Origin of the sequence: Actinopolymorpha sp. B17G11, from assembly GCF_040196095.1 — a bacterium.
Lineage (GTDB): Bacteria > Actinomycetota > Actinomycetes > Propionibacteriales > Actinopolymorphaceae > Thermasporomyces.
In genome coordinates this window covers 38,468-50,279 of record NZ_JBEFTW010000018.1, presented here as the reverse complement: position 1 = coordinate 50,279, position 11,812 = coordinate 38,468, and the positions used below count along the sequence as shown (strand labels likewise).

General features: G+C 67.7%; 11 protein-coding genes. 6 read left to right on the top strand and 5 right to left on the bottom strand.

The window, feature by feature from the left end; translation table 11 throughout:
• Positions 1-195 precede the first annotated feature (195 nt).
• Positions 196-1,272: a Gfo/Idh/MocA family protein gene (locus ABN028_RS18955; RefSeq protein WP_349697476.1), complete on the top strand. Its 1,077-nt coding sequence runs from the start codon at positions 196-198 to the stop codon at positions 1,270-1,272.
• Between the two features lie 79 nt (positions 1,273-1,351).
• Positions 1,352-2,227: a TIM barrel protein gene (locus ABN028_RS18950; protein WP_349697475.1), complete on the top strand. Its 876-nt coding sequence runs from the start codon at positions 1,352-1,354 to the stop codon at positions 2,225-2,227.
• 48 nt (positions 2,228-2,275) lie between these two features.
• On the opposite strand, the gene ABN028_RS18945 is transcribed toward ABN028_RS18950, so the two are convergent.
• Positions 2,276-2,668, bottom strand: a complete 393-nt coding sequence (locus ABN028_RS18945; protein WP_349697533.1) for a RidA family protein — start codon at positions 2,666-2,668, stop codon at positions 2,276-2,278.
• A gap of 393 nt (positions 2,669-3,061) precedes the next feature.
• On the opposite strand from ABN028_RS18945, the gene ABN028_RS18940 reads away from it, so the two are divergent.
• Positions 3,062-3,391, top strand: a complete 330-nt coding sequence (locus ABN028_RS18940) for a YciI family protein (protein WP_349697474.1) — start codon at positions 3,062-3,064, stop codon at positions 3,389-3,391.
• Complete coding sequence (locus ABN028_RS18935; RefSeq protein WP_349697473.1) at positions 3,391-3,975, top strand: SRPBCC family protein; 585 nt, start codon at positions 3,391-3,393, stop codon at positions 3,973-3,975. The genes ABN028_RS18940 and ABN028_RS18935 overlap by 1 nt, the downstream gene beginning before the upstream one ends.
• 157 nt (positions 3,976-4,132) lie before the next feature.
• Here the strand turns inward: ABN028_RS18935 and ABN028_RS18930 are convergent, their stop codons facing one another.
• From ABN028_RS18930 to ABN028_RS18915, 4 genes are all read right to left on the bottom strand, one after another.
• Positions 4,133-4,885, bottom strand: a complete 753-nt coding sequence (locus ABN028_RS18930; protein WP_349697472.1) for an SDR family NAD(P)-dependent oxidoreductase — start codon at positions 4,883-4,885, stop codon at positions 4,133-4,135.
• Positions 4,886-5,127: 242 nt separating this feature from the next.
• Positions 5,128-5,400, bottom strand: coding sequence for a zinc finger domain-containing protein (locus ABN028_RS18925; RefSeq protein WP_349697471.1), 273 nt, complete (start codon positions 5,398-5,400; stop codon positions 5,128-5,130).
• A gap of 269 nt (positions 5,401-5,669) precedes the next feature.
• Complete coding sequence (locus tag ABN028_RS18920) at positions 5,670-6,863, bottom strand: helix-turn-helix transcriptional regulator (RefSeq protein ID WP_349697470.1); 1,194 nt, start codon at positions 6,861-6,863, stop codon at positions 5,670-5,672.
• A gap of 136 nt (positions 6,864-6,999) precedes the next feature.
• Positions 7,000-8,478 (bottom strand): tyrosine-protein kinase domain-containing protein, encoded by a 1,479-nt coding sequence (locus tag ABN028_RS18915; RefSeq protein WP_349697469.1) that lies wholly within the window; start codon positions 8,476-8,478, stop codon positions 7,000-7,002.
• A gap of 206 nt (positions 8,479-8,684) precedes the next feature.
• On the opposite strand from ABN028_RS18915, the gene ABN028_RS18910 reads away from it, so the two are divergent.
• Positions 8,685-10,559 (top strand): polysaccharide biosynthesis protein, encoded by a 1,875-nt coding sequence (locus ABN028_RS18910; RefSeq protein ID WP_349697468.1) that lies wholly within the window; start codon positions 8,685-8,687, stop codon positions 10,557-10,559.
• A 156-nt stretch (positions 10,560-10,715) separates the two neighbouring features.
• Positions 10,716-11,807, top strand: coding sequence for an MraY family glycosyltransferase (locus ABN028_RS18905; RefSeq protein ID WP_349697467.1), 1,092 nt, complete (start codon positions 10,716-10,718; stop codon positions 11,805-11,807).
• Positions 11,808-11,812: the final 5 nt, after the last annotated feature.

Below are 11,812 nucleotides of genomic sequence, written 5' to 3'. Positions count from 1 at the left end.
GACGACGGCTCCCACTGCACGGCCACGCGGTCACGCGGTCAGGCGGTCACGCGGTCAGGCGGTCACGTGAAAGGTCGGGGCAAGGGAGGCGCCCAGAGCTCTCCATGAGCGCCAACAGGTTGGGTCAGGTTTCGGACACACCGGTTCCCGGTTCGACTGCTAGCGTCGAGGCGAGACGACGGGAGCAGGTGAGTGATGGAGTCGACCGGGATCGGCATCGTCGGGTGCGGCAATGTCAGCCGGATGTATCTGCCCATTCTCGCAAGGATTCCCGACGTCGACGTGGTGGCGGTAGCCGACGTCGACGCGGCCCGCGCGCAGCAGACGGTGGAGGAGTTCGACCTGCCGAGGGCGATGTCCGCGGAGGAGTTGGTCGCCGACCCCGCCGTCGACGTCGTACTCAACCTCACGCCCATCGTCGCGCACACCGACGTGAGCAAGGCGGCCTTGACAGCGGGCAAGCACGTGTACTCGGAGAAGCCGCTCGCCACCAGTGTGGTCGCCGCACGCGAACTCGTCGACGAGGCACGCCAACGTGGGTTGGCGTTCGGCTGTGCCCCTGACACCTTGCTGGGTTCGGGTTTCGAGGCCGCGCGGGAGGTCGTCGCGAGCGGAGCGATCGGGCGTCCGCTGGCGGCGTCGGCGGCGATGTTCCGCAGCGCGATGACCCGGGCGAGCTTCTACAGCGAAGGTGCGACGCCGATCTTCGACATGGCGCCGTACTATCTCAGCGCTCTGGTGAATGTCTTCGGCCCCGCGGTGCGGATCAGCGGGCTCACGCGAACTCTGTCCGCAGGCGAGACCCCGGTGGAGCCGCCGGCCGGTGGTTCGATCGCATCGTCGGGAGTCATCGAGTTCGCCTCCGGAGTGCTGACGAACGTCACACTGATCTGGGGAAGCGACCACCGGCACGAGGTGCCGGCGTTCACCGTCTATGGCAGCACCGGGGTGGTCGACTTTCCCAATCCGAACAACTTCGGCGATCCGGCGTACGTCCGTCAGCACGGCGAGGACTCTCGGACCGAGATCCCCGGCAGCCGTCAATCGGAAAGCTGGCCACACAACCTGCGTGGTCTGGGTGTGGGAGAGATGGCCAGGGCGATCCGCGCGGGCCAGACGCCGCGGGCGAGTGCCGAGATCGCCTGCCATGTCGTGGAGATGATCGAGGGTCTGGTGACGTCGGCTCGGACCGGCAGCCGGGTGGAGCTGACGACCACGTGTACTCCCGCGCCGCCACTGTCGGCGGAGGCTCGCGAGTCGCTTGTCGGATAAGGCGGTCCAGCGAGCGGCGCGGCACCGCACCAAGGCGAGTCGGGTCGGGTTCATCGTGAATGTGCCGAGGAGGCAGCTGATGCAGGTCAGGCTTGGATGCGGTCAGATCACCTGGCGGGGAACCGGCTCGGAGGAGGCCGTCCTCACCGACATCGCGCAGGCAGGCTACGAAGGTGCGCCGATGAGCGCCCGGGGCGGCCGGACGGCGCGCGATATCAAGGAGTTGTACGAAAGCCACAACCTGGTTCCCGCGCCCGGCTACTTCAGCGGCAGCTTCTGGGTCGAGAGCAAACGTGACGAACACGTGGAGTCGGCGAGGCGCGTGGCGAGCATCTCGGCAGAGCTCGGCCTGACCGAGATTTATGTTGCCGACGGTGGTTTCAAGGAGCCGACCCGTTCCGGCCGCACCCGCTGGGAGGTCGCCGCGCATCCGAGTCCCGAGGATTCCTTGTCAGACGAGGATTTCGCGAGTCTGGCGGTCGGGCTCGACGCGGTGGGTCGGGCAACCCTGGAGTTCGGCGTACGCAGCTGTTTCCACAATCACGTCGGCACCTTCGTCGAGACCGAAGCCGAGATCGAGCGGCTGCTCGCCTCGGTCGATCCGGACGTGTTGTTCCTCGGTCCGGACACCGGGCACCTGGCGTGGGGAGGCGTCGACGTCGTCGAGTTCACCCGGCGCCATGCCGAACGGATCAAGACGATGCACCTGAAGGACATCGTGGAAAGTGTGTCGCAGAAGGGCAAGGCGGCCGGCTGGGACTATTCCACGTTCGAGAAGAACGCCATCTGGACCGAGATCGGCGAGGGGAGCATCGACTTCGCCGAGGTGCTGCGGATCCTCGACGGTGCGGGCTTCGAGGGCTGGCTCATCGTCGAGACGGACGTGACGCAGCTGCCCACGCCGCTCGAGAGTGCCGTCGTCAGCCGGCAGGCCCTGCGTACCCTCGGCGTCTGAGGCTTCAGGCGGTGGGAGCTCCCGGCGGGTCGAAGGAGTCGCACCGGCTCAGATCGCTGCCAGGGCGTCGATCTCGATCCGGAACGACGGGTTGACCAGGCCGCTCACCTGGACCAGCGAGCAGGCCGGCGGGGTGTCCGGTGACAGGTAGTCGTCACGTACGGTTCGGAATGCCGCAAGGTCGGCGAGGTCGGTGAGATAGACGGTCAGCTTGACGACATGCCGCATGCCGGCGCCCGCCGCGGCGAGAGCGGCCGCGAGATTGTCGAAGACCTGTCGCGTTTGGATCTGGGCATCGTCTGCGCCGACCAGGTTGCCCTCCGCGTCGAGCGGTACCTGCCCGGAGATGGCGATCATGCGCCCGCTGAAGGCGACCGCATGGCTGTAGCCGTTGACCGGTGGAAGACCGTCGGGGCGAACGTAGTGCTGGGACCTCTCCAGATGTCGGGTTGGCTCCAGGTGGTGCCCATCCAGCGAGTGCGAGCTGGGGCTGATCGCGATAGCCGGCCACGGAGGGGACGACGTGAGGGGAGCGGTGGACTCCCTGATCACTGCGGCGTGAGCTGTGCGACGGCTACCTGACCGGCATCGTGAATGACCACGCTGAGCATGCCTGTAACACCAGGCACGGGCGTCGACGCCTGTCCTGAGCACACTGGCCTGCTCAGCGTGGTCATTCATTGGGCGCAGGCCTGCTCAGCGTGGTCATTCTTGGCGCCCTCCGCCGCAGAGTCCTGTCGGCCGGCCGGGCAACTTTCGCCTGAGAAGCCTGTCGATTCCGACGGCGCCCGTTCGTCATCGTCGGTGAGGACCGCCGACGAGAAGGGGAGAACGATGAAGTACATGCTGTTGATCTGCGCCGAGGAAGGGCTCGAGGTGCCGCCCGAGGAGGCCGACGCCACGCCCTGGCTCGAGGAGGTGGAGCGCCGTGGCGTCCGGCTGGACGGTGATCGGCTGCGCGGTGTCAGCGACGCCACGACGGTACGGGTGCGGAAGGACGAGCTCATGGTCACCGACGGGCCGTTCGCGGAGTCGAAGGAGCAGTTGGCCGGGTACGACGTGATCGAGTGCGCCGACCTCGACGAGGCGATCGAGATCGCGTCGAAGCACCCGGTCGCGAAGTTCGGCACCGTCGAGGTGCGGCCTTTCTGGGAGGGCGACTGATGGGTACGCAAGGCGACCGCGACCAGGCGGCGGAGGTGAGGGTCACCGGCGCGCGGACCCACATCGACCTCACCATTGCCCTTCCCCAGTCCCGGGTCTGGGATCTCATTGCCGACGTCACCCGGATCGGTGAGTGGAGCCCGGAATGCGTCCACGGTGCGTGGCTCGACGACGGTGCCGGGCAGGCGCACGCCCAGGCGCAGGTGCCGGCGCCCGCGCAGGCGTACGCGCGGGTCGGTGTGAGGTTCGCCGGCGACAACCGGTTCGCCAATGGGAACGTCAGCACCGTGACCTGCGTGGTGACGCAGGCCGAGCGCCCTCACAGGTTCGCCTGGGTGGTACTCGACGGTGCCGAAGATCCGGACCGGCCTGGGTCGATCTGGTCGTACGAACTCACGCCGGGAGGATCGGCGGACGAGACCCGCGTCCGGCACCTTCGTCCACGGCCCGGGCGAGACCGGAGTGCGCGCGGCCGTACGCCAACACCCGGAACAGGCTGCGGAGATCGTCGACGGCCGGCTCGCCCAACTGCGCCTGCACATGATCGAGACGCTACGCGGGATGGAGCGCGCCTGATCCCGTAAGCCAGGAAGGGATCTGGGCGAGATGCTCGGAGAATCCGAGTGGCTCGTCGAGCTCGGCAGCCGAACGACTGTCGGTGATGGCCACGGCCTGCTCGACGAGTTCGGCCACCCAGGGGCACGGGTACGCGGCAGACCGCCCGGTCGGACGGCGGTCGGGTCACACGGCAGCGCCCCCGGTGACCGGCAGCACCACGCCCGTCACGTAGGACGCGCGATCGCTCAGCAGCCAAGCGGCCGACTCGGCGATCTCCTCCGGCGCGGCGGCCCGGCCCATCGGCGTGCTCGAGATGATCCGGTCGATCACCCCGGGGTCGTGACGATTCCACTCCTCTACCATCTCGGTGATCGTCAACCCCGGGGCGATCGCGTTGACCCGGATTCCGGCCGATGCATATGACACGGCCGCCGACTCTGTGATGCTGTTGACGGCACGCTTGGCCGCCCCGTACGCGGGCAACCCCGGGTTTCCGATCAGGCTGCCCACGCTGCTGGTGTTGACGATCGCCCCGCCGCCGCTCTGGATCATCGCCTTCACCTCCGCCGACACGGCGTAGAACACGCCCTTGAGGTTGACCCGCATGACGAGGTCGAAGTCGTCCTCCGGAAAGTCCGCGACACGGTGTGGCGGCACCCCGACCCCGGCGTTGTTGAACGCGACGTCCAGCCGCCCGTGCCGCTCGACCACAGTAGCTACCGCCCGATCGATGCTGGCAGTATCGCCGAGGTCAGCGACCACGTACGAGGCGCCTGGGATCTCCGCGGTGACGGACGTCAGGGCGCTCTCGGTACGGGCGGCGAGGACGACGGTCGCGCCCTCCCGAGCGAACAAGCGGGCCGCAGCGGCCCCGATGCCGCGGCTGGCGCCGGTGACGAGCGCGACCTTGTCCGACAGCATTCCGGAGGAAGTCATACCGGCAGAATGCCACGGAGAAGGATGAACGGCCGGGCCGCGCCTTCCCGCCCGCTCGGCGATCGGCCACGCCGTGACCTTCGGTGAAGTGTGGCGGCACGGTTCCGGCGGCAGATCTCAGGTGGCCCAACAGATGGCAGGTGGACGGCGGAGCGCGGCACGGTACTAGTGCGACAGCGCGGTGAGTACGCAGCGGCCGTAGGTCCCAGCTTCTTCAGCCTCCGGGACGCGGTGATGCATCGTCAGCACCTGGGCGAGCTCGCGGCGGCCGTGCGGCGTGCCGTGCCGCCGGTGATGCGGCGGGCGACGTGCTGCCGGTCGAGGTCTTCGATTGGCCGGCCAGTGCCGGTGTTGCGGCACCACTCGCCTGGCTGAGCTTTGCAGTGCGGGCAGGGGCGAGACAGCACGCGTACGAGGGTGGCGAGGTCGTGGGTCGTGTAGCCGCGACCGGCGAGCGTGCCATCGAAGATCCAGTCGAGCATGCCGGTGTCGACGGGTTCGATCGGGTGGCTCATCGCCCGATCACCGCCACGTAGGCGATGCCGACGGTCATCCAGATGGTGAACGTGGCCGCTTTCCACCGCGTGGGCCGCATGGAGTCCTCCCCGTGTGTCGGGCGCGGCGACCCGCCTCCAGGCCGCCGCGCCTGTCTGTTGGGTGCGACGCAGCGGCCGGGCGTGGGATGTGATGCTGGGGACATCCGACCGCCGCGTCACGGGAGAGACCGTAAAGGCGGTTCGGCGGATTCCGGGGTACTCGTTGTCCCCGGTGACGGCGAGTACCCCTAGTCGCGGAGGCTGATCCGTGACGCGATCCGCTCGACATCTTCCCGGGTCGACGGCGGCACGATCCGCAGCAGCTCACGGGTGAGCAACCTCGCCGGTGGCGAGTAGACCACGGTCTCCAGGGAGGCGTCGACGGCCTGCGCGAGCAGGTGGACAGCACCGATGTCTTCGCCGGCGAGCCGGTAGCCGCGTGCAAGTTCGAGCAGGTGGCGTGCGCGGCGTTCGGTGGAGGGGATGGACGCGGGGTCGAGGTTGGCGGCGTGTCGGCGGGCTTCGTCGCCGCGTCCCATGGCGACGGCGATCATGACGGCGTAGACGTCGACGATCGCCTTCCCGACGCGGGTGTAGGGGTGGGCGTAGCCGTCGGGCAGGAGTCGTTCGGCGGCGAGCTTTGCGTCGTCCCAGTGCGACCAAGCGGATTCGTCGCCGGCTCGGGCGAGGGTGAGCGCGGCGCACAGTTCGAGGTCGACGTAGGCGGCTGCGTAGTCGCGGTCGGAGTCGATCCGGTCGCGGACGAGTGGCATGGCGTGGCCGAGTTCGGTGATGGCGTCTTCGTTGTGTCCGATGGCGCGGACCAGGTGGGCGTAGTACCAGGACGCCCGTGCGCGGGAGAGTGGGTTGTCGGCGGCTTGGGCAGCGGCGACGGCGCGGTCGGCGGACATCCAGCAGAGTTCGCGGTCGCCGTGCCATGCGAGCCAGGCCTGGGTGAGGTGGTAGACCTCGGCGAGTAACCGGTTCGCTTCGCGGCGATCGTCGCCGACTGCGGCGGCTGTGCGGGCGTCGCGGATCAGCTTGGGCAGCACTTTGCCGGTCTCGGTGCGCTGTTTCGCCGAGGAGTGCCAGGTCTGCCAGGCGGAGTCGAGCACCGTGCGGATGTAGTCGGTGGCCTGGGGGGTTCCGTCGTCGGGGTGGTGGAGCAGTAGGGCGCGGCGGACGTCGGGGAGTGCTTCGTGGCTGGGCCGTTCGAGGACGGTGTAGGCAACGTCGGCGCCGAAGAGTGCGGAGAGGTCTTTGATGTTGAGTGCGCGGGCTGCGCGGACGGCCATCGTGAGGGTGAGTTCGCGGCGGCCGGTCTCGATGGCCTTGACTGATTCGGGAGAGCAGCCCATGAGGCCGGCGAGTTGGGGGCGGGATCTGCCGGCGGCTTCGCGGAAGAGTCGGAGGCGGGCTCCGGGTGACATGTCGTCGGTCATGGCGGATGTCCCCTCGTGATCGCTTCACCGCAGGGTACATCTGTACCCCCCTGGTGGCTATCCCCTCACCCCACCCGGCAGGCACCGCGTTCGACGACGCCGACGCACCGGCGGCGTCGGCGGTAGTTGATGTGGGTCAGCTGGCGCCGGACCGCGCACCCTTCTGGGCGCTGGTCCGGTCGGAAGGACTCGTCCAAGGCCGGGCGGCCTGTCGTACGTAGTCAGTGTCGACTCGTCGGCGGCGGGTTGCTGGGGCGTAGCCGTAGCCGTAGCCGTAGCCGTAGCCGTAGCTTCCGCCGTCGCCCTTCTGCGGACTCCGGTTGAGTAGAGTGCCGATGAGGCGGGCGTTGACCGAGTTGAGCCGGGCGACGGATCCGCGGATCTGGTCGCGGCTGGTCTTGCCGTAGCGGACGACGAGCAGGGTGCCGTCCGCCTGCGTGGCGAGGATCCCGGCGTCGGTCACCGGGAGCAGTGGTGGGGCATCGATGATGATCGTGTCGAAGTGTTCACGGAGCTTCGCGAGTACGCCGGAGAGTGCACGTGACTGGAGCAGCTCCGCGGGGTCGGGTGGGAGGGCACCGCTGGTGAGGACCGGGATGCCATCTGGTCCCCATGTCTGGAGAGCTGATTCGAGTCGGCTGCGGCCGATGAGGACGGTGGTGAGTCCGAGGGCGGACTCGAGGCCGGTGTACTCGCCGACCCGCGGCCGGCGTAGGTCGGCTTCGACCAGCACGACTCGTTGGCCACCCTGGGCGAGCGTGGCGGCGAGGTTGCACGCGTTGGTGGTCTTGCCGTCGCCCGGGACGGAACTGGTGACGACGAAGACCTTGTTCGGCTGGTCGATGCCGACGAACTGCAGGTTGGTGCGGAGAACCTTGAACGCCTCAGCCCTCGGAGCGTGTGACTCCAGAGAGGTGATGAGCTTCTTCTCCTTCGCCTCGGGGTCGAAGGGTATGGAGCCCAGCACGGGCGCGTCGGTGAGGCTGGCCAGATCGTCCGCGCTCCGCAGCGACGTGTCGAGGCTCTCCCGCAGCGCGGCAATGCCCACTGCCAGGAGGAGGCCGAGCAAGGCGGCGATGCCTATGTTGCGGACTGGTTGTGGTGAGACCGGCTGATCGGGTGTACGGGGATGGCCGAGAACGCTGGCCTTGATCGCTGGACGTGAGCTCTTCGCACCGGGTGACGCCTCGAGCTCGGCGACGAACGTCACGAACTCCCTGCCCACGGCGCCGGCGAGTGTGCTCGCGCGGACGCGGTCAGGGTCGGTTACCGTGACGTTCAGGATCACCGTCTTGGGGACCACGGTTGCCGTGATCTGGTTGCCCAGCGACTCGGCATCCTGGTCGAGGTCCAGTCTGTCGACCACGCGATCGGCAAGCTCTGGCCCGGTCACCAGGTCGGCGTAGGAGGCTGCGCGTTGTTCGGAGAACAAACCGCCCTGGTACGCGGCCGCGGCGTCGGACTCCGGCACGGAGACGAAGAGCCGCACGGTCGAGGCGTACTGCGGCGTCGTCTGCATGGTCACGACAGCAGCAGCGCCGACGGCGAGCAGACTGCTGAGAACGATCAGGATCCAACGGCGTCTGAGCACCTTGAGGTAATCACGTAGGTCCACTGGGGCGGCGTCCGATCTCCTGTTGCCGTGGTCCGGCCCACCGCCGGCCCACCTTGAGTTTTCTGCATCCGCCTGCGTACTAAACGTGAGCGAGGAGAGCTTTGGCACTTTGGCTACGCACAGTGCTAGCGCGGCTACATTGTCCACGCGCCCTCTTCCAAGAGGGACTACGCGGACTGATTCGCGGCAACACGGGGGAGAGTCGGATGCGTCACGAGCTCGACGCGCTACTGCGGAAACGGCGGGCTGTCGTCCTCGTCTCGCTCGACTGCATCGCTTGGCTGGTCGCCTTGTTGACCTTCGCGAGCCTCAGGATGGACCTGGCCGACGAGCCGGTCCCGTGGGTCGGGACACTCGGCTTGGCCGGGCTCGCGGCAGTGCTCCATGTGCAGATCGGGTGGATCGTACGGCTCCATCAGGGCAGATGCATGCTGGGGAGCTTCGAGGACATGCTCGTCCTCGGCGCCGTGACAGGTGCCGCAGGCATGTTGGTCGGCACTGTCAATCTGCTCGCGCCTGAGATGCTGGTGCCACGCTCCGTTCCGGTGGCTGCGACGTTCATGGCCCTTGCGTTGGGCGCGGCCGGAAGAGCGGTGTGGCGCTGGCTGCGCGAGCTCGGCATCATCCGTCGGCATCGGCCAGGTTGTCTACCGGCGCTGATCCTCGGTGCAGGTGACGGGGGGCGCCAGCTCGTCGACTCCATGCTGCGCGATCCTGGCAGTGGCTGGTTCCCGATCGGACTCCTCGACGACGACCGGCAGCTTCGGCATCTGCGGATCCGGGGCGTGCCGGTTCTCGGCACGTCGGAGGACCTGGCATCGGTGCTCTCGCAGACGGGCTGCCGCACGTTGATCGTCGCGATCCCTAGTGCGGGCAGCGACCTGATTCGAACCATCGGACGACGCGCCATCGACCTGGGCATCGAGCTCAAGGTGGTCCCGGGAGTTCGTGATCTGCTCGACGGACGGGTTGCCGTCGCCGACATCCGCGACATCGAGCCGGCCGACCTACTTGGTCGGCACCAGGTCGACACCGAGATCGCGTCTGTTGCCGGGTGTCTCACCGGTCGACGAGTGCTCGTCACCGGTGCTGGAGGGTCGATCGGTTCGGAACTCTGCCGGCAGATCAAGCAGTTCGCGCCGGCTGAGCTGATCATGGTCGATCACGACGAGTCCGCCTTGCATGCGGTTCAGCTTGCTGTCAACGGTATGGCTCTGCTCGATACCCCGGACGTTGTCCTCGCCGACATTCGAGACGCGCCGCGGATGATGGAGCTCTTCCAGCAGCGGCGACCCGAGGTCGTCTTTCATGCAGCCGCGCTCAAGCATCTGCCGATGCTCGAGCAGTATCCGGTCGAAGCGGTCAAGACAAACGTCTGGGGAACTTTCGCGGTTCTCGAGGCGGCCAAGGCGGCAGATGTCGAGCGATTCGTCAACATCTCCACCGACAAGGCGGCGAACCCGAGTAGCGTGTTGGGCTATTCGAAACGGATTGCCGAAGGGCTGACGGCCGCTGCGGCGCGGGATACACATGGCAGCTTTGTCAGCGTCCGGTTCGGCAACGTGCTGGGTAGTCGGGGCTCGGTCCTCACGGCGTTCACCGCCCAGATCGAGGCAGGCGGTCCGGTGACTGTGACCCATCCTGACGTGACGCGATACTTCATGACCGTGCAGGAGGCTGTGCAACTGGTGATTCAGGCAGCCGCCATCGGAAAGGGCGGCGAGGCCCTTGTTCTCGACATGGGTGAACCTGTCGGTATCGCCGACGTTGCCCGCCAGTTGATCGAGTTGTCAGGCCGGCACATCGAGATCGTCTTCACCGGATTGCGCGAGGGCGAGAAGTTGCATGAGGAGCTACTCGGCAGCGGGGAGCGCGACCACCGACCGATGCACCCGTCGGTGTCGCATGTCTCCGTGCCTCCAGTTCCACCTCCTGCAGTACGCAAGATCGACACCGAAGGCGGGCGGCAGGCAGCGATCTCGGCGCTCCGGGCGACGTGTATGCAGATGGTCGACGGCGACCGAGCGCTTAGCGACGTCTCTACCGACTCCACCTGCACGGCGCCCGTGCTCAGCGGCTGAAACCGGCCGGGTTGCAGTTCGCCTTCGCGCAATGTGGGTCGTGCCTGCTTGTTTGGCAACAACCTTTTATGGCTATTCAAGTACATAACGGAGTGTCGCCTGACTCGTCTGGTTGACGCGTGGGGCCGTCGTCTACAGGGGGGTGGCACGGTGACCATGGCAGCGATCGTGTTGGCTGCCGGGCTGGCCTGCATCAGCTTGCAGGGAGTGCTGCTGCCGGCGCTGCGCCGGTACGTCGTCGACGTCCCCAACGGGCGTTCCTCGCACCGCTCGCCCACTGCGCGTGGCGGCGGCATCGCCGTGGTCGGCGGTGTCTGGTTGGGCGTCGTTGCCGGGTGGTTCGTCGGAATGCCCGTCCCCTGGGCGGTTGTCGCCGTAGCGCTCGGCCTCTCCGCACTCCTAGGTCTCGCCGACGACGTACGAAGCGTCGGTGTGCTGCCCCGGCTGGCGATCCAGCTCGGTCTCGGTCTCGCCCTTGCCCTGTGGGTGTTCCGGTCCGGCACTCCTCAACTGACCGGGATCGGCTTCGGCATGCTGGTCGTTGTGGCGGCTATCTGGCTCGCCGGCTTCACCAACGCGTACAACTTCATGGACGGCATCAACGGCATCTCTGCATTGACCGCCGTGGTAGCCGGCAGTTGGTACGCCTACGTCGGCTGGGAGTGGCAGGTCGAGCAACTCGGCGTCCTTGGCCTTGCCGTGGCCGGCGCCGCCGCCGGGTTCCTTCCATGGAACCTGCCGCGGGCGCGAGTATTCCTCGGCGACGTCGGCGCCTACGCGATAGGGATGTCCCTTGCCGGGCTCGCCCTCTGGGCGGCTATCGCGGGTGTGCCGTTGTGGTCCGCCTCCGCTCCGTTGCTCGTGTACGTCGTCGACACCGGTTGGACCCTCACGAGGCGGATCGTCTGCGGACGTCCATGGCGTGAGGCCCACCGCGAACACGTTTACCAACGGCTCGTCGACGGCGGATGGAGCCACACGCGGTCCGCCATGCTGTCTGCCCTGGCGGCGTTGGCGTGCTGTGCAGCGTCCATAGTGACCAACAGCGTGGACGTCACTGTCGGCCTGCTCCTGCTGGTCGTCGGAGCGGCCTGTTATCTCCTTCTTCCGCAGGCGATTCATGGCGGCCAGGCTGTCCAGGCCGGCACCCGCGCTCAGGGCGGCCAACCAACGCGAACCGTCCAGCCCAGCCAGCTCGCGCGACCGGCCGGCACACCTGATCCAGTCAGTCCGGGGGCGGGGAGCTGAGCAAC

Bases quoted from the DNA above. Each gene is read 5' to 3' on its own strand.
- ABN028_RS18955 (WP_349697476.1), top strand. From the start codon at position 196: ATGGAGTCGACCGGGATCGGCATCGTCGGGTGCGGCAATGTCAGCCGG.
- ABN028_RS18950 (WP_349697475.1), top strand. From the start codon at position 1,352: ATGCAGGTCAGGCTTGGATGCGGTCAGATCACCTGGCGGGGAACCGGC.
- ABN028_RS18940 (WP_349697474.1), top strand. From the start codon at position 3,062: ATGAAGTACATGCTGTTGATCTGCGCCGAGGAAGGGCTCGAGGTGCCG.
- ABN028_RS18935 (WP_349697473.1), top strand. From the start codon at position 3,391: ATGGGTACGCAAGGCGACCGCGACCAGGCGGCGGAGGTGAGGGTCACC.
- ABN028_RS18930 (WP_349697472.1), bottom strand. From the start codon at position 4,885: ATGACTTCCTCCGGAATGCTGTCGGACAAGGTCGCGCTCGTCACCGGC.
- ABN028_RS18925 (WP_349697471.1), bottom strand. From the start codon at position 5,400: ATGAGCCACCCGATCGAACCCGTCGACACCGGCATGCTCGACTGGATC.
- ABN028_RS18920 (WP_349697470.1), bottom strand. From the start codon at position 6,863: ATGACCGACGACATGTCACCCGGAGCCCGCCTCCGACTCTTCCGCGAA.
- ABN028_RS18910 (WP_349697468.1), top strand. From the start codon at position 8,685: ATGCGTCACGAGCTCGACGCGCTACTGCGGAAACGGCGGGCTGTCGTC.
- ABN028_RS18905 (WP_349697467.1), top strand. From the start codon at position 10,716: ATGGCAGCGATCGTGTTGGCTGCCGGGCTGGCCTGCATCAGCTTGCAG.